The 23500-nt window shown below is 64.5% G+C and carries 19 protein-coding genes; 6 read left to right on the top strand and 13 right to left on the bottom strand.

Annotation, left to right across the window (positions count from 1 at the left end; translation table 11 throughout):
* Nucleotides 1-59: 59 nt before the first annotated feature.
* On the bottom strand, nt 60-941 hold the full coding sequence (galU, locus tag VGL01_RS00685; protein ID WP_331566048.1) for a UTP--glucose-1-phosphate uridylyltransferase GalU: 882 nt from the start codon (nt 939-941) through the stop codon (nt 60-62).
* 55 nt (nt 942-996) lie between these two features.
* Entirely contained in the window at nt 997-3864 is a 2868-nt protein-coding gene (locus VGL01_RS00680) for a valine--tRNA ligase (protein WP_331566046.1), read from the bottom strand.
* 180 nt (nt 3865-4044) lie between these two features.
* Here VGL01_RS00680 and VGL01_RS00675 point away from each other — a divergent pair, with 180 nt between their 5' ends.
* Together VGL01_RS00675 and VGL01_RS00670 are read left to right on the top strand one after the other, a co-directional pair.
* Entirely contained in the window at nt 4045-6417 is a 2373-nt protein-coding gene (locus tag VGL01_RS00675; protein ID WP_331566044.1) for a UvrD-helicase domain-containing protein, read from the top strand.
* Nucleotides 6418-6425: 8 nt separating this feature from the next.
* Nucleotides 6426-7256 carry a 5'-methylthioadenosine/adenosylhomocysteine nucleosidase gene (locus VGL01_RS00670; protein ID WP_331566042.1) on the top strand — a complete coding sequence of 277 codons (831 nt, stop codon included), beginning with the start codon at nt 6426-6428 and terminating at the stop codon, nt 7254-7256.
* Nucleotides 7257-7286: 30 nt separating this feature from the next.
* On the opposite strand, the gene VGL01_RS00665 is transcribed toward VGL01_RS00670, so the two are convergent.
* The 3 genes from VGL01_RS00665 to VGL01_RS00655 all read right to left on the bottom strand — a co-directional run bounded on the left by VGL01_RS00665 (nt 7287) and on the right by VGL01_RS00655 (nt 10922).
* Nucleotides 7287-7829, bottom strand: coding sequence for a hypothetical protein (locus VGL01_RS00665; RefSeq protein ID WP_331566040.1), 543 nt, complete (start codon nt 7827-7829; stop codon nt 7287-7289).
* Between the two features lie 12 nt (nt 7830-7841).
* The gene (locus VGL01_RS00660; protein WP_331566038.1) at nt 7842-9545 is read right to left on the bottom strand and encodes a S8 family serine peptidase; all 1704 of its coding nucleotides are present in this window, start codon (nt 9543-9545) and stop codon (nt 7842-7844) included.
* Between the two features lie 126 nt (nt 9546-9671).
* Nucleotides 9672-10922, bottom strand: a complete 1251-nt coding sequence (locus VGL01_RS00655) for an MFS transporter (protein WP_414720134.1) — start codon at nt 10920-10922, stop codon at nt 9672-9674.
* Between the two features lie 431 nt (nt 10923-11353).
* Between VGL01_RS00655 and VGL01_RS00650 the strand changes: the two genes are divergently transcribed.
* Together VGL01_RS00650 and VGL01_RS00645 are read left to right on the top strand one after the other, a co-directional pair.
* A complete protein-coding gene (locus VGL01_RS00650; protein WP_331566036.1) occupies nt 11354-13024 on the top strand; it encodes a methyl-accepting chemotaxis protein in 1671 nt (556 codons plus the stop codon).
* Between the two features lie 240 nt (nt 13025-13264).
* Nucleotides 13265-13708 carry a hypothetical protein gene (locus VGL01_RS00645; protein ID WP_331566034.1) on the top strand — a complete coding sequence of 148 codons (444 nt, stop codon included), beginning with the start codon at nt 13265-13267 and terminating at the stop codon, nt 13706-13708.
* 345 nt (nt 13709-14053) lie between these two features.
* Here VGL01_RS00645 and VGL01_RS00640 read toward each other — a convergent pair whose 3' ends face one another.
* From VGL01_RS00640 to VGL01_RS00620, 5 genes are read right to left on the bottom strand one after another with little or no spacing between them, the layout of a single operon-like run.
* Nucleotides 14054-14233 carry a hypothetical protein gene (locus VGL01_RS00640; RefSeq protein WP_331566033.1) on the bottom strand — a complete coding sequence of 60 codons (180 nt, stop codon included), beginning with the start codon at nt 14231-14233 and terminating at the stop codon, nt 14054-14056.
* Nucleotides 14234-14275: 42 nt separating this feature from the next.
* Nucleotides 14276-15160: an HlyD family secretion protein gene (locus VGL01_RS00635; RefSeq protein WP_331566031.1), complete on the bottom strand. Its 885-nt coding sequence runs from the start codon at nt 15158-15160 to the stop codon at nt 14276-14278.
* 19 nt (nt 15161-15179) lie between these two features.
* Nucleotides 15180-15380, bottom strand: coding sequence for a DUF1656 domain-containing protein (locus VGL01_RS00630; RefSeq protein ID WP_331566029.1), 201 nt, complete (start codon nt 15378-15380; stop codon nt 15180-15182).
* The gene (locus VGL01_RS00625) at nt 15370-17589 is read right to left on the bottom strand and encodes an FUSC family protein (RefSeq protein ID WP_414720135.1); all 2220 of its coding nucleotides are present in this window, start codon (nt 17587-17589) and stop codon (nt 15370-15372) included. Before VGL01_RS00625 ends, VGL01_RS00630 begins: the two co-directional genes overlap by 11 nt.
* 14 nt (nt 17590-17603) lie before the next feature.
* The gene (locus VGL01_RS00620) at nt 17604-19097 is read right to left on the bottom strand and encodes an efflux transporter outer membrane subunit (RefSeq protein WP_331566104.1); all 1494 of its coding nucleotides are present in this window, start codon (nt 19095-19097) and stop codon (nt 17604-17606) included.
* Between the two features lie 186 nt (nt 19098-19283).
* Between VGL01_RS00620 and VGL01_RS00615 the strand changes: the two genes are divergently transcribed.
* On the top strand, nt 19284-20222 hold the full coding sequence (locus VGL01_RS00615; RefSeq protein WP_331566025.1) for a LysR family transcriptional regulator: 939 nt from the start codon (nt 19284-19286) through the stop codon (nt 20220-20222).
* Between the two features lie 48 nt (nt 20223-20270).
* On the opposite strand, the gene VGL01_RS00610 is transcribed toward VGL01_RS00615, so the two are convergent.
* Together VGL01_RS00610 and VGL01_RS00605 are read right to left on the bottom strand one after the other, a co-directional pair.
* On the bottom strand, nt 20271-20438 hold the full coding sequence (locus VGL01_RS00610) for a hypothetical protein (protein WP_331566023.1): 168 nt from the start codon (nt 20436-20438) through the stop codon (nt 20271-20273).
* 89 nt (nt 20439-20527) lie between these two features.
* Nucleotides 20528-20851, bottom strand: a complete 324-nt coding sequence (locus VGL01_RS00605; protein ID WP_331566021.1) for a DUF2288 domain-containing protein — start codon at nt 20849-20851, stop codon at nt 20528-20530.
* A 165-nt stretch (nt 20852-21016) separates the two neighbouring features.
* Here VGL01_RS00605 and VGL01_RS00600 point away from each other — a divergent pair, with 165 nt between their 5' ends.
* Nucleotides 21017-21547 carry a cytochrome b gene (locus tag VGL01_RS00600; protein WP_331566019.1) on the top strand — a complete coding sequence of 177 codons (531 nt, stop codon included), beginning with the start codon at nt 21017-21019 and terminating at the stop codon, nt 21545-21547.
* 22 nt (nt 21548-21569) lie between these two features.
* Here VGL01_RS00600 and VGL01_RS00595 read toward each other — a convergent pair whose 3' ends face one another.
* Nucleotides 21570-23210, bottom strand: coding sequence for an acyl-CoA synthetase (locus VGL01_RS00595; RefSeq protein WP_331566017.1), 1641 nt, complete (start codon nt 23208-23210; stop codon nt 21570-21572).
* Nucleotides 23211-23500: the final 290 nt, after the last annotated feature.

Genomic DNA, 23500 nt, shown 5'->3' with positions numbered 1-23500 from the left:
CCCTCAACCAGTTGCGAACGGCGGCGAGTGCGTCACTCGCGCCGCCCGCACACCCAATCCTAGCTATCCATCACCGGCGAGCGCGTACGCAGGTAATGCTCGAACTCTTCGGCCACTTCGGGATGGCGCAGCGCGAACTCCACCGTTGCCTTGAGATACCCGAGCTTGCTGCCGCAATCGAAACGCGTGCCGTGATACTTGTACGCAAGCACCTGCTCGTCCGAGAGCAACGACTGAATCGCATCGGTGAGCTGAATCTCACCGCCGGTACCGGGCTTGATCGAACGCAAATGCTCGAAAATGCGGGGTTTCAGGACATACCGGCCAACCACGCCGAGATTCGACGGCGCAACATCAGGCGCCGGCTTCTCGACGATGCCCGACATCTTGATGATCGCGTCTTCCCATTCCTTGCCATCGACGATGCCGTAAGACTTCGTCTCTTGCGGCGGAATCTCCTCAACGCCGATGACCGAGCTGTGATAGTGGTCGAACACGTCGACCATCTGCTTCATGACACTCGGCACCCCGTAGAGCAGGTCGTCCGCGAGGATGACGGCGAACGGATTGTCGCCGACGAGCTTCTCGGCACACAGCACCGCGTGCCCCAACCCGAGCGCCTCCGGCTGCCGCACGTAGAAGCAGTCGACATGGCTCGGCTTGATGCTGCGCACGAGTTCGAGCAGCCGCTCCTTGCCGCGTGCCTCGAGCTCCGCTTCGATCTCATAGGACTTATCGAAGTGGTCTTCGATCGCGCGCTTGCTGCGTCCGGTCACGAAAATCATTTCGGTGATGCCTGCTGACATCGCTTCTTCCACCGCATACTGGATCAGTGGTTTGTCGACGATCGGCAGCATCTCCTTGGGGCTCGCCTTGGTGGCGGGAAGAAACCGTGTGCCGAGACCGGCCACGGGAAAGACTGCCTTGGTGACTTTTAGCATGGCATTACCCTGATTTTATCGATTGGCTTCGTCGAAACGACTCGTCCGGCACGCGTCATACAGGCAGCCGTGCCAGCTGCGCGCTCAGCTTGGCGACGGTGTCCCTGTATTGTGACAGCCTTTTTTGCTCCTGCTCCACGACCGCGGCCGGTGCTTTTGCGACAAAAGATTCGTTGCCAAGTTTCGCAGCGCACTTGGTAATTTCCGTGTCAAGCCGAGCAATTTCCTTGCCAAGGCGCTCCCGCTCTGCCCCGACGTCGATCTCGACCTTCAGCACGAGCCGGTCGCCCCCGGCGATTGCGGTGGGCGCGCCGTGCGCTTCGCGATCCAGCGTGGCCTCGTCCGGAATGATGCGCACCTCGGAAAGGCGCGCAAGCGCCTGGGCATAGGCCGCAAAGCTCGTCCAACGGGTGGCGTCGCCGTGCACGAGCAGCGGCACCTTCGTCGCGGGCGACAGGTTCATTTCCCCGCGCAGATTGCGGCAGGCGTCGACGGCGGCCTTCAGATCGGCTGCCCAGCGCTCGGCCGCCTCGTCGATCTTGCTCTCCCGCGCGCGCGGGTAGGGCTGCACCATGACGGACGCGGCACCGGGGGCTGCGTCCTGCGGGTAGCTGTCGGTGAGCGGCGCGACCTTTTGCCATAGCGCCTCGGTAATGAACGGGATGATCGGATGCGCGAGCCGCAGCACCGTTTCGAGCACACGCAACAGCGTGCGGCGCGTGGCGCGCTGCTGAGCCGGCGTGCCGTTTTGGATCTGCACCTTGGCCAGCTCGAGGTACCAGTCGCAATACTCGTCCCAGACGAACTTGTAAATCGTGTTCGCGACGTTGTCGAAGCGGTAATCCGTGAAACCCTTTTCCACCTCGGCTTCGGTTCGCTGCAGCAGCGAGACGATCCACCGGTCCGCCTGCGAGAAATCGGTGTAGCCGCCGGCCGCGCAGTCGCCAGGCGCGCAGGGCTTCGGTTTCGAAAATCCGCAATCGTGGCCTTCGCAGTTCATCAGGACGAAGCGCGTCGCGTTCCACAATTTGTTACAAAAATTGCGATAGCCCTCGCAGCGCGCGAGGTCGAAGTTGACGTTGCGCCCGAGCGTCGCCATGGAAGCCATCGTGAAGCGCAGCGCATCGGTGCCGAACGCGGCAATGCCGTTCGGAAACTCCTTGCGTGTCTTTTTCTCGATCGATTCGGCCTGTTTGGGGTTCATGAGGCCGGTCGTGCGCTTGGACACCAGGGTTTCCAGATCGATGCCGTCGACGATATCGATCGGATCGAGCGTGTTGCCCTTGCTCTTCGACATCTTCTGGCCTTCGTGGTCGCGCACGAGCCCGTGAACATAGACGGTCCCGAACGGAACGCGCCCGGTGAAGTGGGTCGTCATCATGATCATGCGCGCGACCCAGAAAAAGATGATGTCGAAGCCCGTGACGAGCACCGAGGAGGGCAGGAAGCACTGCAGCTCTTTCGTCTCGTTTGGCCAGCCCAGCGACGAGAACGGCACGAGCGCCGACGAAAACCAGGTGTCGAGCACGTCTTCATCGCGCTTCAACGCGCCCGTATAACCGCGTTCCGCGGCTTGCGCGCGCGCCGCGTCTTCGCTGTGCGCAACAAACACTTCACCGTTCTCGCCATACCAGGCCGGAATCTGGTGGCCCCACCAGAGCTGGCGCGAAATGCACCAGTCCTGAATGTTCTCGAGCCACTGATAGTAGGTGGAAGTCCAGTTTTCGGGCACGAACCGGATATCGCCGCGACGCACGACATCGAGCGCCGTTTCGGCGATCGACTTGCCGGGGTTGAACGTGCCGGCGGGCGCCGGCTTGCTCATCGCGACGAACCATTGATCGGTCAGCATCGGCTCCAGCACGACACCGGTACGGTCCCCGCGCGGCACCATCAGCTTGTGGGGCTTGACCGCTTCGAGCAGGCCCGCCTGATCCAGATCGGCCACGATGCGCTTTCGGGCTTCGAAACGATCGAGACCGCGATAGGCCGCGGGTGCGTTGTCGTTGATCTTCGCGTCGAGCGTGAGGATTTCGACTTGCGGCAGCCCATGACGCTGGCCGACCTGATAGTCGTTGAAATCGTGCGCGGGCGTCACTTTCACGACACCCGTACCGAACTCGCGGTCCACGTAATCGTCGGCGATGATCGGAATTTCCCGATCGGTGAGCGGCAGCTTTGCCTTCTTGCCGATCAGCGCCGCATAGCGTTCATCCTCAGGATGGACCATCAGGGCAACGTCGCCGAGCATCGTTTCGGGGCGCGTCGTGGCCACGGTGAGGTGTCCGCTACCGTCGACGAGCGGATAGCGGATATGCCAGAGATGGCCGTTTTCCTCCTCGCTCGCCACTTCGAGATCGGATACCGCGGTCATCAGCACCGGGTCCCAGTTCACGAGCCGCTTGCCGCGGTAAATGAGACCTTGCTCGTAAAGCCGGACGAAGACGTCGGAGACCACTTTCGACATCTTCTCGTCCATCGTGAAATATTCGCGCGACCAATCGATCGATGCGCCGAGGCGCCGCACCTGCTGGGTGATCGTGGAGCCCGATTGCGTCTTCCAGGCCCAGACACGTTCGACGAACTGCTCGCGCCCGAGATCGTGACGCGACACGCCTTGCTGATCGAGCTGGCGTTCGACGACGATCTGCGTGGCGATGCCCGCGTGGTCCGTGCCGGGCAGCCAGAGCGTGTTGTCGCCGAGCATGCGGTGATAGCGCGTCAAACCGTCCATGATCGTCTGGTTGAACGCGTGCCCCATATGCAGGGTGCCCGTGACGTTCGGCGGCGGCAGCTGAATCGAGAAATTGGGCCGGCCCGGCTCGAAAGACGGGGCGGCGTAGCCGCGTCTTTCCCATTCGGGCCCCCATTGGGCCTCGATCGTCTGGGGCTCGAAACTCTTCGCCAGCGTGGTGTCGCTCATGGTTGGAAATCCGCGGAAAGATGCATGAAAAGACCGTACGAAACGTTGAATTATAAAGGGTCGCACGTTCGGGCGGCCGCGTCGGCGGGCCGAGCGCCTTGGCCCGATGCGCCGGTAGGCGAGCGCCGGCGCACTCCCGCTGGCTATAATGGGCGCCGTGCCTCGTCTATCGCCCCCTCCATGCCCGATCTGCTTGCCAATCTGAACCCCGAACAACTCGCGGCCGTCACGCTGCCGAACGAACCGGCGCTGATTCTGGCCGGTGCCGGTAGCGGCAAAACGCGCGTGCTCATTACACGGATCGCATGGCTGATCCAGCAGGGGCTCGCGTCGCCTGCGACGGTGCTCGCGGTCACGTTCACGAACAAGGCGGCGCGTGAAATGATGGCGCGGTTGTCGGCGCTGTTGCCGATCGACACGCGCGGCATGTGGATCGGCACGTTTCACGGTCTGTGCAATCGGATGCTGCGCGCCCATCATCGCGATGCGGCGCTGCCCGCCACGTTCCAGATTCTCGATACGGCCGATCAGCTTTCGGCGATCAAGCGGCTGATGAAGGGCTTGAACGTCGACGACGAAAAATATCCTCCGAAGAATCTGCAGTACTTCATCAACAATGCGAAGGAGCAGGGGCTGCGGCCCGATCAGGTGGATGCCACCGACAACTTCAACCTGAAGTTCGTCGAGCTCTACCGCGCCTACGAGCAACAATGCCAGCGCGAAGGCGTCGTCGACTTCCCCGAACTGCTCCTGCGCTGCTACGAGTTGCTCGCGCACAATGCGCCGCTGCGCGCGCACTATCAGGCGCGCTTTCGCCACATCCTCGTCGACGAATTCCAGGATACGAACAAGCTCCAGTACGCATGGCTCAAGATGCTGGCCGGACAGTCGAATGCCATCTTCGCTGTCGGCGACGACGATCAGTCCATCTACGCGTTTCGCGGGGCGAACGTGGGCAACATGCGCGATTTCGAGCGCGAGTTCAACGTGCGGCATCTGATCAAACTCGAACAGAACTACCGCTCGCACGGGCACATTCTCGACGCCGCCAACGAACTGATCGCGAACAATGCGCGCCGGCTCGGCAAGAACCTGCGCACCGATGCGGGCCACGGCGAGCCCGTACGGGTCTACGAGGCGGCCACGGACACGCAGGAGGCCGCCTGGATCGTCGAGGAAATCCGCGCGCTCATGAACAACGGGCTCGCGCGCAGCGAGATGGCCATCCTTTATCGCAGCAACGCGCAATCGCGCGCGATCGAGCATACGCTCGTCAACGCCGGCGTTGCATACCGCGTCTACGGTGGGCTGCGCTTCTTCGAGCGGCAGGAGGTCAAGCATGCCTTGGCGTATCTGCGGCTCATCGACAATCCAAACGACGATACGGCCTTCACACGCGTCGTGAATTTTCCGACACGCGGTATCGGCGCGCGCTCGATCGAGCAGCTAGCCGACGCGGCGCGGCTTTACAACTGTTCCATGGCGGCCGCCATTCCCTACGTGACCGGAAAAGCCGGTTCGAGCCTTGCCGCGTTCGCGAATCTCATTGCGAAGATGCGCGCCGAAACCGAGCGCATGAGCCTGCCGGAGACGGTCGAGCATGTCGTGCGCGGGAGCGGTCTCGCGGCTTTCTATGAGGGCGAGCGCGAGGGGCAGGACAGGCTCGAGAACTTGCAGGAGCTCGTCAACGCGGCTGCCGCGTTCGTGAGCGAGGAGGGCTACGGTCTCGATACCCCCGCACGTTCGATACCGCTCGCACCGGGCGCTACCGCCGCACCGGCTCTTGCGCCCGATCCGGACGACGCGGGCGTGACCGTACTCGACGCGCCGGGGCTGGGCGACCCCGCGCAAAACCCGGACACGATGACGCCGCTTGCGGGCTTTCTTTCGCACGCGTCGCTCGAAGCGGGCGATTCCCAGGCGCAGGCGGGCCAGGACGCCGTGCAACTGATGACGGTGCACGCGGCGAAGGGACTCGAATTCACGGCTGTCTTCATTTCGGGGCTCGAGGAAGGGCTTTTCCCGCATGAAAACAGTGCGATCGACCCGGACGGGCTCGAGGAGGAGCGCCGCCTCATGTACGTGGCGATCACACGCGCTAAGGAGCGTCTGTACCTCTCTTTTGCGCAAAGCCGCATGTTGCACGGCCAGACGCGCTACAACGTGCGTTCGCGGTTTTTCGATGAGTTGCCGCAGGCCACGCTGAAGTGGCTGACGCCGAAAGCCGAAGCGGGCGCGCGCTGGGGCGGCCGATCCGACAATGCCGCTTGGGGGCGCGATTGGTTCGCGCGGCCCGGCCGCGAGCAACAACGCTACGGCGGTTACGCCGCCGCCGAGGCGCCCGCGGCGCCGCTGCCCGCATTTGCGAACGAACAGCGCGCGGCCGATACGGGTTTCCGGGTCGGCCAGCAGGTGTTTCACACGAAGTTCGGCGAAGGCGCTATCACCGCGCTCGAAGGCAGCGGTGCGGATGCGCGCGCGCATGTCCGATTCAAGCGGCACGGGGAGAAGTGGCTCGCACTCGCCGTCGCCAAACTGCAAGTGGTCGAGTGAGGGTGCGGATGGGCACGTACAACGATAGCGGCAGGGGCGCCGCACACCGCGGCGAGCAGGCCGTGCGCCGCCTGGGCGTGCTGGCGGCGCTGCCGCAAGAGCTGGGCGATCTCGTCGAAGCGATGCGCGCTGAGGGCGAGACGCGCACGGTGACGCTCGGCCGGCGCGACTATCACGTAGGCACCGCCTACGGCGTGCCCTGCGTGACCACGCTTGCGCGGGTCGGCAAAGTCGCGGCGGCCGCCAGCGCGAGCGCGCTGATTCACGTCTTCGGTGTCCATTCGATGATCTTTACGGGCGTCGCGGGTGGCGTTGGCCCCGGCGTGCGAGTGGGCGATATCGTGGTCGCCGATTCCTCGCTGCAGCACGATCTCGACGCTTCGCCGCTTTTCCCGCGCTATGAGGTGCCGCTGCTCGAGCGCGCGCACTTTCCCACTGATGCGCTGCTGGCCGACCTGCTTGCAACCGCCTGTCAGCGGTTTCTTGCCGACGAAGGCGCAATGCTGGCCGAACGCTTTGGGTTTGCGGCGCCGCACGTGCACCGTGGCTTGATCATCAGCGGTGACAGGTTCGTCTCGAGCACGACTGAAGTACGCGCGCTGGCGCATGCATTGCCCGAGGCGATGGCCGTCGAGATGGAAGGTGCGGCCATAGCGCAGGTCTGCTATGAGCATGACGTACCGCACGCGATCGTGCGGACGATTTCGGACACGGCCGACGATCATGCCACCGCCTTGTTCACCACATTCTTGAGCGATATCGCCGGCGCTTATTCTTCGGGCGTGCTGCAACGCTTCTTGCGCGCTTATGCGGACGCTGCCGCGCCGGCGGGCGCCTAGCGCCAATTCCACGAGCGATTCGTCGCGTGACTACTGCCGGTCGATGTCGATCATCCAATTCGGCTGCGCATGGCGCACGAGCTTGCTCTCATAGAGTGCATTTGCCACGTTGAGTGCCTGTACGCCCGCGACGTTGTCGATCTTGTATGCGGCGCCGTCTGCAATGGGCTTGGCGCGCAATCCGCGTTCAGCGAGCCAAGCCTCGGCGCGTTTCGCGCGCTGGCCGTCCGCGACCGTGAACACGACGCCCGGTGCCTGGACCATGAGTTTTCCGCGGCGCCAATCGGCGCGGGTCGAATATACGGTGAGTGCGGACGGGCTGCCGGCCGACTCCTGCGGTGCGCGTTCGTAGATGGGGGGCAAATTCCGTCCGGCCGCGATACGCGCTGCGCCGCGCGGCGCTGTCTCTCGATGGCCCCGGGCATGCAATTGCGGTTGGCGGTAGAGCGGCACTTTGATATCGCCGTTGTACCAGTAAGTGGGCGCCGGCGCCTCGGAGGCGACGGCGGGAGCTTGTCCCGTGGCGCAAAGCAGTGTGATAACGCCCATGGCGAAGAGAGCGGGTCGTAACATGATGGTCCTCGTTCAGTAGATGCCAAGCGTGGCGCTGCGCAGGTGGATCGGTTCGCCCGTGTTCAGGGCATCCTCGATCCGCAGCGTCCAGTCGCCGCTCACCGGTTCGTCGAGGGCCGTGACGGCGTGAGTCCGGAAGCGGTGGTCGAACATTTCGGAACTGCATGCCTCGGCGGGCAGGCCGTAGTTCTCGTATGAAGCCACGCAGCGGGAGTACTCGGGGCTCAGCAGCAGCTTGGTACCGCGAGGGGATTCCAGCGTTACGCGCAACGCGCGGAAATTCGGATGCTCGAGCGCAATGTCGGCTTCGAGGAATTCAACCGTGCGGTTGCCGCAGGACATTTTGAACGTTCGCTCGACGGAACCCGTTGCCTCTGCCGCATGATCGTCGTCACTGACGGAGCCCCCGCATGGCTGCGCCCAGAACGCCTGATGCGAGCCGCCGACCGATTTGATGCGCTGCGCGTACGAGACCGCGGCTTGGGCATCGACGAGGCCGAAGCCGTATCGGGTGCTGTAGCGATACGGATTGCCCGTGTACGGATTCGTCGCGCCAGTGGTAATCCAATTGGCACCGGGGTCGTTTTCCATCGACGGCAGGATGCGAGCTGTGCGCGCGAGAACAAGTCGCACGTCGCGCCACGTCAGTTCCGGGTTCGCCTGCAGCATCAGTGCGACCACGCCCGAGACCATCGGCGCCGCGGACGAGGTGCCGCCCGATTCATGCGTGTATTTGCCGTAGGGCTTTGTCGTCGTTATGGCGGGGCCCTGCGGTACGCCGCGCGCGTCGGGCATGTCGTCGCTCGGCGCGCAGACGAGAAGGTTCGTACCGTTCGACGAATACTCGGACGCAACGCCGTTTGCGTTGACGGCACATACCGCTAGCGCTTGCGTCGGTACATAGCGGTCGAAGTTGCTCCATCCGTAGTGAGGCAGGCGGGGCTGCGTCGACTCATTGAAATCCTTGTTGCCGTTGCCAGCGGCGAAAACGTAGACGATCCCTTTACCGTTGCGGCCTTCGTCGACGCCTTTGCGGACGATCTCCTCTTCGATCACATCGCGCATGCCGGGCATGGCAACGTTGGCGGAGCCCCAACTGTTGTTGGAGACGGCGATGCGGCCATCGGCGATGCCCAGACCCAGCGCGTCGGCGAGGTCGGACTCGTTTCTGCTCAACAGTAAGTTGAGGCCCGCGAGTTTGGCGCCGGGCGCAACGCCGACGCCTCCGAGGCTGTTGCGCGCGGCGGCGATGATGCCCGCCACGGACGTGCCGTGAGCCCTCTCCTCGATGGAAGGAGTGGGGTCCCCACCGTCCGTCACATAGTTGCGGCTCAGTCCGCTGGCAATGTTGGCACGCAAGTCCTCGTGCCCGATCTCGATGCCGTCGTCCACCACCGCAACGGTGACGCCGTGACCCTCGAAGCCCTGGTTCCACACGGGCGCGACGTTGATATCGACACCCGGCGTCCCCCGCCACCAGCGGTCGGGACGGACGAGCTGGCCGGTATTGACGAGATGCCATTGGTAGTGGAAGAGCGGATCGGCGGGCGGCCGTGCGTCGACGGGGGCGGGACTGGCAGTGGCCGCGGGCGCGTCGTCGCCGCCACTGCATGCGGCTAGCATGCTCGACAGGAGGGTGGCGAGCAGGGCACGCGATGCGGGGACAGGCGGCAACGCCAGGGGGCGAGTGCTTCTGCCTCGCTGGAAAACGGTCATTCACGACTCCTTGCGGTAACGGTGGACCCGATGGCGCAAGGTAGTCGTTTTCAGTTCTCGCCCCCGCCGCGGGGGGGAGAATTCGGACGAATTGAGCCCCGCGATGTGCGGGGCAAGGTGCTTGGACTAGGCGGCGCGAGCTTGCCGCTTTTGTTCGACGTCGGGCAGCAAGACGGTGAGAATGCCGATCAGCGGCAGGAACGAACAGACCTTGTAGACGTAGTCGATGCTCGTCACGTCCGCCAGCTTGCCGAGCACGGCTGCGCCGATCCCGCCGAGGCCGAACGCGAACCCGAAGAACAAGCCGGCCACCATCCCGACGTTGCCCGGGATCAGCTCCTGCGCGTAGACCAGAATGGCCGAGAACGCCGAGGCGAGCACGAGACCGATGAGCACGGTCAGCACGCTGGTCCAGAACAAATTCGCGTACGGCAGCAGCAGCGTGAACGGAGCGACGCCAAGGATCGACACCCAGATCACATACTTGCGCCCGACGCGATCGCCGATCGGGCCGCCCACGATCGTCCCCGCCGCGACGGACGCCAGGAAGACGAACAGATGGATCTGCGCGGCCTGCACGCTCAGATGGAACTTGTCGATCAGATAAAAGGTGAAGTAGCTGTTGATGCTCGCGAGGTAGAAGTACTTCGAGAACACGAGCAGCACCAGCACGCCGATAGCGAGCGCGACGCGTTGCCTGGAAAGTGACGGGTGGCCTGCGCGGACCCGCGCCTTTTTCTTCGTGGCCGGATGCCGGTTGTACCAGCGGCCGACTTGCGCGAGCACGACGATGGCGACCAGCGCCGCAACCGAAAACCAGGCGATGCTGCGTTGGCCGTGAGGAATGATGACGAGCGCGGCGAGCAGCGGGCCCAGTGAGGTACCGGCGTTGCCGCCCACCTGAAACAGCGACTGCGCGAGCCCGTAGCGGCCTCCCGAGGCCATGCGCGCCACGCGCGACGACTCGGGGTGGAACACGGACGAACCGCATCCGACGAGCGCCGCCGCGACGAGCAGTACACCGAAGCTCGGGGCAACGGACATCAAGAGCAGCCCGCTCAACGTGAACCCCATGCCGACCGGCAGCGAGTACGGCTGCGGACGCTTGTCGGTATAGATCCCGACGAGCGGTTGCAGCAGCGATGCCGTGATCTGATAGGTCAGCGTGATGAGGCCGACTTGCGCGAACGACAGCGAAAAGTTCGCTTTGAGCATCGGATAAATCGCCAGCACGAGCGACTGAATCATGTCGTTCAGCAGGTGCGAGAAGCTGATTGCCCCCAGAACGGAATAAACGGTGCGCTGTATACCGCCGGCGGCAGCCGTGGGGGCGGGCATGTTAGGCGCGGCATTCGCCGCGAGAGCGTTTTTTTGCATGCCAGGCATCCTGAAATGAGTGAGCATCCGTCGCTTCGTCGAGCGACGCGGGCGCGAGCAAGACCCGGACGAAGGCCGAGCGGTGCCGGTCCGATTTCGTAAGTGTAGGTTGTCTTAAAAAGACAACTCGGACATTGTTTGTCGCCAACGAGACATCATCGTCGGATGCGCCGGTATATCGATGATCCGCCGCGGTAGCGCTCGGCTTACCCGCAAAGCATGCCGGGTTTCCTGTTCCGGCGCTTTTTGACACGTTATAACCCCACCGGCATGCGGGAAAGGCATGCAAAAAATGCGTGCGGAATGCGGGTTTTCACTCGTGCTCCGCGCCTCAAGAAGGCCGCCGAATATGCCGTTGACCAACGGTAGCGGCCGCATGTGCCGTCCAACCCGCCCACAAGGTGGGGCATTATCCAGAAGAAGGGGGTTGCATGAAGGTGGTTTCGCGGGGATTGCGTGCGGGCGCGAAGTTCGTGCCCGATGATGCGGTGGCGGACGGCAGATCGCGCGGCGTCGGCGTAAAGGGGCGTCTGAGCGGACTGTCGGTCAAGATGTCGTTGCGACTGGCATTCGCGGTATTGCTCGCCGGTACGCTGGCGATCGGCATATTCGCCCTCGCGCAGATCAGCCGCCTGAACGACTCCTCCCGGTCGATCTACGAACAGGGACATGTGGCCAGCCGGGCCGCGGAAGAGGTGCGGGGCAACATGCTGCGCTCGAGCCGCGCGCAAAAGATGCTGCTTACGGCGACGACGGCCAAGGAACGCGACGAACTCGGAGCCGAAATCGACAGGGGTCTTGTCGCGATCAACGGCGAGCTCGGCACGCTCAAGCAATACACCGATGTCGGTGACAAGGCCGCGCTCGAGCAGCAAACGAAGCTGTCAGCGGCGGTATCGGCCTGGGCCGGGCATCTACGCGATTTCGTCACGCTCATGAAGGCGCAGCCGCTCGACCTGTCGCAAATGAATTGGCAAGTCGGCATGCAGGATGTCTCGCTGCTCGTGGAAACGGGCAAGCTCGAAAAGCTCGTCGATGCACTCGTCGCCGCGCGCGGCGCCCAGGCGAAAGCGACGATCGACGCATCGGCATTCATCTTCAAATCGTCCTTCGTCATGATGGCCGCGATGACGGCCGCGTTGATCGGGGTCGCCATCGTCGTCAGCGAGTGGGTCGTGCGGCGCCTGACGCGCCAGCTGGGCGGTGAGCCGGTCTATGCCAAGGACATCGCGAGCCAGATCGCATCGGGCGATCTTTCGCACCCGATCGCGCTCGGCAAGAAGGACACGTCGAGCATGCTCTACGCGCTCTCGGAAATGCGCACCGGGCTTGCTGGGACGGTGGGCGAGATTGCGGCGAGTGCCGAGGCTATTTCGTCGGCGGCAGGCGAGATTTCGATGGGTAATCTCGATCTGTCGCAGCGCACCGAGCAACAGGCCGTCTCGCTCGAGCGCACCGCATCGAGCATGGAGCAGTTGACTTCAACCGTGCGCCAAAACGCCGATAACGCGAAGCAGGCGAGCTCGCTGGCGAATAACGCTTCGGAGATTGCGTCGACGTGCGGTTCGGTGGTCTCGCGCGTCGTCACGACGATGGGCGAAATCAACGAGAGCGCGAAGAATATCGGCGACATCATCGGCGTCATCGACGGCATTGCGTTTCAGACCAATATTCTGGCGCTCAACGCGGCCGTGGAAGCGGCACGCGCGGGCGAGCAGGGGCGCGGATTCGCCGTTGTCGCGGGGGAGGTGCGATCGCTTGCGCAGCGCAGTGCCGCCGCGGCCAAGGAAATCAAGACGCTGATCAACACCTCGCTCGAACGCGTCGAAAACGGCTCGACGCTGGCCGAGGACGCGGGTCGCACGATGGATGAGGTGGTGAAGGCGGTCAAGCGTGTCACCGACATCATGGGCGAGATTTCCGCGGCATCGACGGAGCAGAGTTCGGGTATCGAGGAAATCAACCGCGCGGTCACGCAGATGGATGCGGGGACGCAGCAGAACGCGGCGCTTGTGGAAGAGGCGACCGCGGCGGCACGTTCGCTCGACGATCAGGCCAAGGCGCTCAAGCGGCTCGTTGGGAAGTTCAAGCTGCACGGGTGAGTTGGCGAGGAAGGCGAGCGGCGCGCTGGTTCCGGCGAAGGTAACCCGCTGCAACGACTGCCGACCGCCACCGCGTGCACATCCTCCAATCTCGCGTTAGAATGCGCGGCGGGCGCGGCAGGGCGCCCGTTCTCGCGAAAGCCGCCGCACCTGCCTAGCAGTCGAACGATCCTCTCGGACGCAATCGCAACCTCGACCTTCAAGCCGCAGCGAGAACGGCGCAATGAAAGGAGAGCGTTCATGTGGTCCACCGCCAATCCCACCCGTTCCGATGTTTCCCACGTCGAGTTTCTGCGCCACCATGCGCGCCGGTTGCTGCGCGCCGCGCACGCCGACGCAAGCCGCGCTTTGCCCGTGCTGAGGCGAATCAAGGCGGCCAGTGTGGTTCCGGCGCATACGCTCGCCGAACTCTTCGCTGCGCGCGAAGGGATTCGGCTCAAGCACGTACTCAACATGCTCGCGGCCGAGCTTGGCTACCCCGATTGGGCCGCTTGCAAGCGCGGCGTAGATACGCGTCCGCGTGCCGAGCTCGATGCATTGCGCTTCGATGCGGGATGCTTCGCCGATTTCGCGACCAACTGGTTTCCTGACCACGCAACGGCCCGCGCCTGGCAGGCCGAGCATGGCGGTTACCTCGTACGCTATGGCGTGCAGACGGTAGCGATCCTGCACGGCACGCCATAGGTGCAAGCAAGCCGATGAGCGATGCGTAACAGCATTCGCTCCACGGTACGTCGTTTCGCTCGTTCCCTGCGAGCGACCGGAATGCGCGCGTTATCTTCATGTCCGGCTCGTCAAGGAGATCGGATGTTGCCGATGCGCTTATCGGTATTGGCGGGAAGTACGGCGTGCGCGTTGTGGTTTGCATCGGCAAACGCGCTGGCGCAGGCTTTTCCCGGGCCTGGCGACCCGTCGTGCTCGGCGTCGGCGCCAGGGCAGGCGTGCGCCGGGTCTGCCCGGGCGGGACGTTGCGAAGAGGCCCGGCTACCCGGGGCGAGGCCGGATCGCGAATGCGTGCGCGAACTCCGGTTACGGGAGGAGCGGTTGCATGATGAACGCGTTCATGAGCAACGGTTGCGCGACGAGCGCATCCACGAACAACGGTTGCACGACGAACGAGTTCATGAGCAACGAGTGCACGACGAGCGCATCCACGAACAGCGAGTGCACGACGAGCGCGTCAGAGAAGACCGGTTGCGCGCCAGGCACCGGTGAGGTTCGGGACCGCGCATATTCAAGCGCCGATCCCGATCAACTCGGCGAAACAACCACCGTACACGTCGTGCCGGCGGCAAGCATGACGCCCGCCGGCACCTCGTCGATATGGATGCGCACCGGCACGCGCTGAGCCAAACGTACCCAGTTGAACGTCGGATTCACATCGGCGACGAGTTGCCGGCTTTGCGGATTGTCGCGGTCGTAAATGCCGCGCGAAATGCTTTCGACATGGCCTTTCAGCGTGCCGCCGCTCATGAGGCGAATCTCGGCCTTGTCGCCGATCTTCACGCGCGGCAGCTTCGTTTCCTCGAAATACCCATAGACCCAGAACGAGCGGCTGTCGATGATCGCAAGCTTCGGCGCGCCCGCCGTCGCATAGTCGCCGCGGTAAAGCGACAGGTTGGTGACATACCCGTCCACAGGCGAGACGACGGTCGTGCGCGCAAGATTGAGCTTCGCCGCGTCGAGCGCCGCGAGTGCCTGCCGATACTGCGCTTCGGCCGACGCCGCCGATTGCGAAGCGTTCTCGCGGCTTTCCTTCGAGACGACGAGACTGTCCATATCGGCGCGCCGTTGGGCATCGGCACGGCGCATCTGCCATTCGGCCCGGCGCGCCGCGACGGCCGCTTCGGCCTGCTCGACGGCAACCTGATAGTGCGATGGGTCGATGCGCATCAGCACCTGGCCTTTCTTGACGAACCCGTTATCGACGACAGGCAGATCGACGACAGCACCGGATACATCGGGCGCAACATTGACGATCTCGGCGCGCACGCGCCCATCGCGTGTCCAGGGCTCGTCCATGTAGTGAATCCAGAGTGTGCGGCCGATCGCCAGCGCGGCGACGAACACCAGGGCCGTCGCAATGAAGCTGATGACGTAACGCCATGCCGGATGGTGAGCTGCGGAAGTGTTCATGATGGGCTCGAACGATGATTCAACGATAGACGGCCAGGCCGAGCGCGCCGCATACGGTCACGAGCAGGCTCGCGCGCAGCAGCGACGGATGCCAGACGAGGCGATACAGCCCCACGGCCGCAAGCAGGCGATCGAGCAGCCAGGTGAGCGCGGCACCGCCGACGCAAAGCGGTACGATGGCCGGTACGTAGGCGCCGAAAATGGCGAGATCACGTGGCATGGCGAGCTCCATGGTGGGGCGGCACATCGCCGCCTTCGTTCGCGCGCCGCCCGTGCGAGGCGAACGCCGCGAGCGGCGATTGCGGATCCATCAGCGCGGTGCGCAGGAAGTGCAAGTGGCTCAGGATGCGCTGCAGGCGATGACGCTCTTCGCGTGGCGGCGCAAAAGCGACGAGCACCTGCCGGGTGGCGGCGATGGCGTCGACACTCGCCGCGAGCGCCGCGTCGAGACGCCTGCCGCGCGGGCGTTCGAACAGCGCCGCAAGCTCGCGCTCCGCGGCTGCGATGCTGCGCCGCCAGGGCATCGTCGGCGCATAACGCGCGTCGCGCGGCAGCCCGACGAGCTCGCCGCGCAGGTCGATCACGGCGTGGCCGACTTCGAGCACGGCGACGAGCCAGGCCAGCGCATCGCGCTGCGCGGCCGGCGTGCGTTCGGCCACCGCGTAAGCCTGAAATGCGATATCGCGGGCGCGGCTTTCGAAGCGGGCCCGTACGCTGGCGAGCGGCGCGCGGCAGGCGAGCGCCACCTGGCGCCGCAAGTCCGCGACGAGATGGCCGATGAGCCAGGGCGTGGAGGGCGGCAGCAGCACAGCGAACGCGGCGGCACAGGCAACCATCGACAAAATCAGCGCGAGCGTGTTGTCGGCAAATCCGGCCGGATCGTACTGCATGACGTTGTCGGGCCCCGCCAGCACACAAAAGAAAATGCAGAAGCCCGCGCCGATGCCGGCCAGCTTGGGGCGCGTGGCAAGAAACACACCGAACGCGAGCGGCGGCGCCAGCACCGCGCACAGGAGGGTAAGCCCATCGATACGAGGGTAGACGCCGAACACGACGATCGCGCCCGCCGCTGCCGCCAGCAATGTTCCGATGCTCATTTGCAGCGCCATGCGGGTCGGGCGCGGCGACGATGACGCGAGCGCGCAAACCGCCGCTGCGTTCAGAACGAGCGTGGCGCCGCTCGGCCAGGCGGTGGCGAGCCAGAACGCGCTCAGCGCGGCCATGACGATGGCGCCCCGCACGCCGGCGATTGCGGTGACGACGGCGCTCGTTTTCGGCTCGTAGCGCTCCGGCGAACGTTCGCGCGCATGGCTGGCCGTTGCGAGCGACGCATAGGTTTGCGCATAAGCGTGCATGTCGTCGACGAAACGATAGAGCAGCTCGGAAGCGGTATCGAAGTCGAGCAGCGCCGACTCGGATAGCGCGCTCAACTGCCCGCGCGTTGCGCGCATGCGGCTTGGCAGCTCGCGCTTGAAGTGCTGAAGCCGGTCGGCGGAGCGTGTCGCATCGGCTGCCCTGAGCACCGGCTCGCCCGGCGTATAGAGCATCGGTGCAAGTTCGGCGAAATACGGTTCGAGCGCGTTGATGATCTCGCGCGCGCCCGCAGTGCGCAGGCGGTTCATCAACTGATGCAGACTGTGAAAGCGAGTAGAGGCCGTCATGAACTCGCGGTTCAAACGAGCGAGGCGCCCGCTACGCAAGCGGGCATCATGGCTTTCGAAGACGGCGATGCTGCGCATGGCCTCGAAGCCGACGATCTCGGCCAGAAAGCGCGCGTTGGTACGCTCGATCTGCTCGCGTGCCATGTTCCCGGCGAGCGCGGATGCCACGTACTCGACGAACTTCGAAAAGCGCGCGCGCACGGTGCTGCGCATCTGGTCGCTGGCATGCTGCGGCAACACGAGTGCGCTCACGAAGCCGGCACACACGACGCCGAGCGAAACCTCGGCCGCGCGCGTGAGCGCGGCGAGAAACGCGCCGTCGGGATGCTGCGCGGCGGGAATGCCGATCAGCGCGGCCGTATAACCCGCGAGCAGAAACCCGTACGAGCGGAAATTGCGGTTGCGCGCCGCGCCGGCCGTGCAGATGCCGGTCCAAAGTGCGAGCGCGCCAAGAAACAACTCGGGCTGCTGCGAGAACAGCGCAACGAGCGCAAGTGTGGCGACGAGGCCGACGAGCGTACCGCCGATCCGGTAGAAGCTCTTCGCGAGCACGGCGCCGCTTTGCGGCTGCATGACGATGAAGACCGTGGTCATGGCCGTGCGGGGTTGCGGCAGATCGAGCCGCAGCGCAATGGCAAGCGCGGCGAATGCTGCCAGCAGCGCCTTGGCCACGTGTATCCAGGTGCGCCCCTCGGTGTCCCACCAGTCGCTCAGCGCGGCGCGCCCAGCCGTGGTACTGGAGACGATAGCGTTCGCGTTGTCGGACATCATCGCTCGCCCCATCATCGTGTCGACCGGAGGCCGGCACGCGCGGCCTGCACGCTATGCGCCGGCATCAGGTGCTCGTCGGCCGGCCCGTCGGCGGGCGTCGCCAATCCACCGCCCAGCGCGGTCATCAGCGTCGCATAGGCCGCGAGCCGCGCGGCACGGATCTCGGCGACGCGTTCTTTGGCGCCGAGCCAGCGCGTCTCTTCGACGATGACATTGACGTAATCGGTGAGCCCGCGCTGGAAGCCGCGATTGGCGAGGCGATAGCTGCGCTCGGCGGCATCGGCGGCGCGCTCCGCATCGTGCTGCTGCATGTCCAGCGAGCGCAGGCGCACCGTTGCATCGGCGATCTCCTTGAGCGCGCCGACGATCGATTGATCGTAGCGGGCAACCGCCACGTCATAGCTCGCGGCGGCTGCGCCAAGGCGCGCGCGCAGGGCGCCGCTGTCGAAGACCGGCAACGACAGCGCCGGTCCACCGGTCCAGCCGCCGCTCGCAGCGCGCAGGAAACCGAATAGCGGACCGGCCGCCGCGTAGCCGCCGAGCGTTGCCACCAAGTCGACGTTCGGATAGAACGCCGCGTGCGCCACGTCGATGCCGCGTGCCTCGCCGGCCACGGTCCAGCGCGCGGCGACGACGTCGGGCCGATGACCGATCAGCTCGGCCGGCAGGTGGGTAGGAAGCTCCGCACGTGCATTCAGTGCAAGTGCCGGGCGCACGAGGGTGGCGCCGGCACCGGGACCTTTGCCGAGCAGTGCGGCAAGCTGGTTCCGATCGAGTTCGATGGCCTCCCGGCGCGCCTCGACGGTCCGTTCATACTCGGGCAGCGGCGCCTCGGCCTGGCTGAGCTCGAGCTGCGTGCCGATGCCACCGGCGAGGCGCCGCCGCGCCAGGTCGGCCAATTGCCGCTGGCGCGCGAGCACATCGGTCGCGATATCCAGCAAGGCGTAATGCTGAGCGAAATCGATATAAGCGCGTACGACGTTGGCCTCGATTTCGAGCTGGGCGGCACGCGCATCGGCCGCGCGTGCGTGTGCGACATCGAGCGCTTGCTCGGTCGCGTTCTTTTCGTGCCCCCACAAGTCGAGGCGGTAAGACAGGCGCAAGGCGCCCGTATTGTTCCAGGTGGTGCGTCCCGCGAGCGGTCCGGGACCGTAATAGACGTTCTCCGGCCAGTGCTGTCGCGTGATGTCGAGGCTGCCGGCGACCTGCGGACCTTCGGCTGCCTCGGCCACGCCTGCTATCGACGCCGCTTCGCGCACGCGGGCCGAAGCCGCCGCGAGTGTCGGGTTCGACGCGATTGCGGTATGCACGAGCGTATCGAGCTGCGGGTCGCCGAACGCTTGCCACCAGTCGGTCTTCGGCCACTGCGCGCTCGCGTTCGCCGCGTCGATGGCGGGACCGACATCGAGCGTCGCGGCGTCCGGCAGTTGCGCCTGCGGTGTAATGCCGTGCGTGCTTGCGCAGCCGGTCATTATCATCAGTAGTGCAAGAAACGAGAACACCATGCCTCGTTTCCCGATCCGCAGTAGCACGATTCTCTCCTCGACAGCGGTAATAGACCGAATCGATTATATTTTTTGCCTCATTGTGGAATAAGCGGTAAGGATGTAAGAGATCTTTGCGGATTTTGAGATAATCGACGTTGCGGGCCGTGCAACAATCGAGCCGCATCGTTGAAGGGAAAACCGGCTATGGACACGCTTCAGAACATGCGCGTTTTCGCGCGCGTCGTTGAATCGGGCAGCTTCACCGCGGCCGCGCAGCATTTGAATACGACGACCGCTTATGCTTCGCGCGCGGTATCCGATCTGGAGGCGCATCTGCACACGCGTCTTTTGAATCGCACGACGCGGCGCATTGCGCTCACCGAGGCGGGCGAGCGTTACTTGCGCCGCTGCCAGCAGATCCTTGCCTACGTGGAAGAGGCCGAGGCCGAAGCAAGCGATGCGCACGCGCGACCGTCGGGGAAACTGCGCATGCACGCGATGGCCAGCTTCGGCGGACATTACGTCGTGCCCGCGATCGGCCGCTACCGGCAGCGCTACCCGGACGTGTCGGTCGAACTCACGTTGGCGCAGCGCACCCCCGATCTGCTCGACGAAGGCTTCGACGTCTCGCTGGTACTCGGCTACCACCTGCCCGATTCGGGGTTGATATCGCAGCGGCTCGGCACCGCGTTCAGCATCGCGTGCGCATCGCCCGCCTATCTCGAAACGCACGGTGTGCCCAAAACGCCGGGCGAACTGGCCGATCACGTCTGTCTGCGGCTCGTGACGCCGGGTTCGACGTTCGACAAATGGGATTTCGACGGCCCCAACGGCGCCGAAACGTTCGTGCTGCCTCCCGCACCGTTTCAGGTCAACGGCGCGGAGGCAATGGCAATGGCCGTGCGCGAGGGCATGGGCATCGCCGTCTTGCCGACTTATACGGTCATGCGAGGTTTGAAAAGCGGCGACCTGCGTTGGGTCCTGCCCGACTATACGTCGCAGCCGATGAACATCCACGCGCTCTATTCGTCACGCGAATATCTCGATGCGAAGATCAGGACGTGGGTGGATTTCATGCGCGCAGAACTGCCCGCGACGCTGGCTGCGGAGCAAGCCGCGCTTCGGCAATTCGCATCGACCTGACAGGCGTCACGCAGGCGTCACGCGGGGTGCGCGCGACGCTCGACGCCATCAGTGTTTCCGGCGCCAGTCGAGCATGTGATGGGCCGAGAGCCAGTGGTGAAGGATGCCTTCGCCATGTTCGCGCTTGTACGAGCGCGATTCGAAGATTGTCAGCCCGACCAGCACCAGCAGGCCCACTCCGAGTCCGACCAGGCCGGCGATCGATTCAGCGTCCATGGATGCCTCCTTTCGCCATGAAGCGACGAGTACATATTAGGACACTTCTTGGCGAATCGGAGGAATAGCGCAGCGCTAAGCGGGGGGCGTCAGCCGCGCGCCTGCACGCAGACCCACGGTGAGACGACGACAGCCCAGAGTTCGGGGTCGCGCTCGGCGAATTCGGCCGCCGTTTCCGCTTGCAGCCGCTCGACGAGCCCGGCCGACAGCCATTGCGCCACTTGTTGCGAATCGTCTGCGGCAACGGCTTCGGCCACGCTCACGAGGTCGAGATCGCGTGCGACGAGCAGCAGCATGCCCCGCGCAAAAAAGCGCTCGAGCTCGCTCCAGCCGATCTTGGCCGTTTCGCCGAGCAGTTTCAGATAGAGCGGGCTGTGTTGGCCGTTGCCGGCGTCGGGATGTTCGGAACTCATGATGGGAATATGCGGTTCAAGGCGGGCGTCACTATAACTGATTGCCGGTTTTCGATGCTCGGTTGTATCGGGTAACGGGCGGTAATGTTGCGGACTGTCCGGCACGCTAAAATCCGTCGTCGCTCAAATGGCTACCCGATCTTTCACTTCAAAGGACATCCGCTCATGGCAGCGATTTCGACTTCGCGCTACGACCCATTTGCCCGCGCTTTGCATTGGCTCATCGTCGCACTGATCGTCGTGCAGTATGCGCTCGCATGGACGATGCCCGCGATTCATAGAGGGACCCGGCCGGTCGGCCTCATTACGTGGCATCTCGAGATCGGCACCGTCATCATCGCGGTCATGCTCGTACGAATCGTTTGGCGCCTGCTGCGACGCGAACCCGACGTCGTCGAAACGACACCCTCGATGCGCCTCGTCGCGCGCCTCACGCATGGCCTTCTTTATGCGCTTCTCATCGTGCAGCCGGTGATGGGCTGGATCAACGCTTCCTCGCGCGGCTGGCACGTCACGCTATTCGGCGTCATTCCGTTGCCGGCGCTTTCCCCCACCGGCTCGCCGCTCGGCCATGAAATGGGCGACCTTCATCAGGTGCTCGCCTGGGGGTTGCTGGGTCTCATCGGCCTGCATCTCGCCGGTGCGCTTTATCATCACTTCATTTTGCGCGACGGCGTGCTTCGGCGCATGGCCTGACGCCCGCCATCGCGGGTCGCGCCTAAACCGAGTCGGGCGGGCTCTCGCGCAGCGCACGGCGAATGATTTTGCCGGTCGCCGTCATCGGCAGGTTCGTCACGAAAGCGACGGCCCGAGGATATTCGTGCGCGGCAAGGCGCGTCTTCACGTGCTCCTGAATTTCGCGCTCCAGTGCGGGCGACGGGGCAAAGCCCGGGTTCAGTACGATGAACGCCTTGACGATCTCGGTTCGCGTCGGGTCGGGTACGCCGACGACGGCCGCGAGCCGCACGGCGGGGTGGCCGAGCAGGCAATCTTCGATGGGCCCCGGGCCGATCCGGTAGCCGGCGCTCGTGATGACATCGTCGTTTCGGCCGACGAAGCGGAAAAAGCCGTCCTCGTCCAGCACGCCGAGATCGCCCGTCAGCAGATACTCGCCGGCGAACTTCTCGCGGGTCGCTTCCTCATTGCGCCAATAGCCGAGGAACATCACCGGATCGGGCGAACGGATGCCGATGTTGCCTTCGGTGCCCGGCGGCAGTTCGCGTCCTTCGTCGTCGACGATGGCGACGCGATGGCCCGGCACGGCTTTGCCGATCGAGCCGATGCGCGGCTCGAACAGCGTGCTGCACGAACTGAGTACGACGTTGCACTCGGTTTGCCCGTAGAACTCGTTGAGCGTGACGCCAAGCGCCGCCCGGCCCCATTCGATCAACTCTTCGCCGAGCGATTCGCCCCCGCTCGAAACCGCGACGAGCGAAAGCGCGTAGCGCTCGCGCGGCGAGCCGACCGTACGCAGCATCTTGAGCGCCGTGGGCGGCAAGAACGCATGCGTGACGCCATGGCGGGCCATCAGATCGAACGCGGCTTCGGGCTCGAACTTCTCGAAGCGGCGCGCAAGCACCGGCACGCCGTGGTGCCAGGCGGGCAGCAGAACGTCGAGCAGTCCGCCGATCCAGGCCCAATCCGCCGGCGTCCATATCATCCGCGCATGGTCGGGGAAGAATGACAGCGGCATCTCGACACCGGGCAGGTGGCCGAGCAGGACGCGGTGGCCATGCAACGCACCTTTCGGTTTGCCGGTCGTGCCCGAGGTATAGATGATGACCGCGGGGTCGTCGGCGTGCGTATCGGCTGGCGTGAACTCGGGCGAGTGGGATTCGAGCTCGGGCCAGAAGGCGAGCGCCTCGGGTAGCGCCGCGAACGGAGCGTCGCCATCGATGCAGTACACCGCTTTCAACTCGGGCAGCGCGGCGCGGATCGGTGCGATTTTCGCGAGGCCTGCCGCGTTCGTGACGAGTGCCGCGGCACCGCTGTTGGCGAGGCGATATTCGAGCGCTTCCTGACCGAACAGCGCGAACAGCGGCACGGCAACCGCCCCCAGCTTGTAGGCCGCCAGATGGGCAAGCGCCGTTTCGGGCGCCTGCGGCAGGAAGATGCCGATGCGCTCGCCGCGGGTAATGCCGCGAGCCGCGAAGCTCGATGCAAGCCGGTTCGAGAGCGCCTTCAAGTCGTCGAAGCTGTAGCGCGCGATCGTGCCGTCGCTGCTTTCGTATACGAGGGCAAGGCGGCCGCTTCCATCGGCCCATTTGTCGCACGCATCGACGCCAATGTTGTAGCGTGCGGGAATGTGCCACGCGAAAGAACGCGCGAGGGTTTCGTAGGTATCGGTCTTCGTCAGCATATCTGTCTCGCTCCAGCAATTCGTCCGACGCTTGATTGAACTGATTGGAAATGACCGCAATTACATAATAATTTCTGAAGAAAGATTTCGCCGTTAAATCAGCTTAATCCTCATTGAATCATCGTTTCCCTGACATTACCTCGGCTTTGCCGGACATTCAGATCACTTGCGGCCCCCCGGCGATTGTGGGCGTTGCACCGAACGACTAGATTGCTACTCGGCGCACGGCGAACCGGTCCTTTGCCTCAATGCGCCGAACCCCCGTTGGCCCGGCACTGCCGGGCCTTTTT

It is taken from the genome of Trinickia sp. (assembly GCF_036503415.1).
Classification (GTDB): Bacteria; Pseudomonadota; Gammaproteobacteria; order Burkholderiales; family Burkholderiaceae; genus Trinickia.
Note: the sequence above shows the minus strand (reverse complement) of the source record. Positions and strands in the feature narration are given on the sequence as shown.

Bases quoted from the DNA above. Each gene is read 5' to 3' on its own strand.
- galU (WP_331566048.1), bottom strand. From the start codon at position 941: ATGCTAAAAGTCACCAAGGCAGTCTTTCCCGTGGCCGGTCTCGGCACA.
- VGL01_RS00680 (WP_331566046.1), bottom strand. From the start codon at position 3,864: ATGAGCGACACCACGCTGGCGAAGAGTTTCGAGCCCCAGACGATCGAG.
- VGL01_RS00675 (WP_331566044.1), top strand. From the start codon at position 4,045: ATGCCCGATCTGCTTGCCAATCTGAACCCCGAACAACTCGCGGCCGTC.
- VGL01_RS00670 (WP_331566042.1), top strand. From the start codon at position 6,426: ATGGGCACGTACAACGATAGCGGCAGGGGCGCCGCACACCGCGGCGAG.
- VGL01_RS00665 (WP_331566040.1), bottom strand. From the start codon at position 7,829: ATGTTACGACCCGCTCTCTTCGCCATGGGCGTTATCACACTGCTTTGC.
- VGL01_RS00660 (WP_331566038.1), bottom strand. From the start codon at position 9,545: ATGACCGTTTTCCAGCGAGGCAGAAGCACTCGCCCCCTGGCGTTGCCG.
- VGL01_RS00655 (WP_414720134.1), bottom strand. From the start codon at position 10,922: ATGCAAAAAAACGCTCTCGCGGCGAATGCCGCGCCTAACATGCCCGCC.
- VGL01_RS00650 (WP_331566036.1), top strand. From the start codon at position 11,354: ATGAAGGTGGTTTCGCGGGGATTGCGTGCGGGCGCGAAGTTCGTGCCC.
- VGL01_RS00645 (WP_331566034.1), top strand. From the start codon at position 13,265: ATGTGGTCCACCGCCAATCCCACCCGTTCCGATGTTTCCCACGTCGAG.
- VGL01_RS00635 (WP_331566031.1), bottom strand. From the start codon at position 15,160: ATGAACACTTCCGCAGCTCACCATCCGGCATGGCGTTACGTCATCAGC.
- VGL01_RS00630 (WP_331566029.1), bottom strand. From the start codon at position 15,380: ATGCCACGTGATCTCGCCATTTTCGGCGCCTACGTACCGGCCATCGTA.
- VGL01_RS00625 (WP_414720135.1), bottom strand. From the start codon at position 17,589: ATGTCCGACAACGCGAACGCTATCGTCTCCAGTACCACGGCTGGGCGC.
- VGL01_RS00620 (WP_331566104.1), bottom strand. From the start codon at position 19,097: ATGGTGTTCTCGTTTCTTGCACTACTGATGATAATGACCGGCTGCGCA.
- VGL01_RS00615 (WP_331566025.1), top strand. From the start codon at position 19,284: ATGGACACGCTTCAGAACATGCGCGTTTTCGCGCGCGTCGTTGAATCG.
- VGL01_RS00610 (WP_331566023.1), bottom strand. From the start codon at position 20,438: ATGGACGCTGAATCGATCGCCGGCCTGGTCGGACTCGGAGTGGGCCTG.
- VGL01_RS00605 (WP_331566021.1), bottom strand. From the start codon at position 20,851: ATGAGTTCCGAACATCCCGACGCCGGCAACGGCCAACACAGCCCGCTC.
- VGL01_RS00600 (WP_331566019.1), top strand. From the start codon at position 21,017: ATGGCAGCGATTTCGACTTCGCGCTACGACCCATTTGCCCGCGCTTTG.
- VGL01_RS00595 (WP_331566017.1), bottom strand. From the start codon at position 23,210: ATGCTGACGAAGACCGATACCTACGAAACCCTCGCGCGTTCTTTCGCG.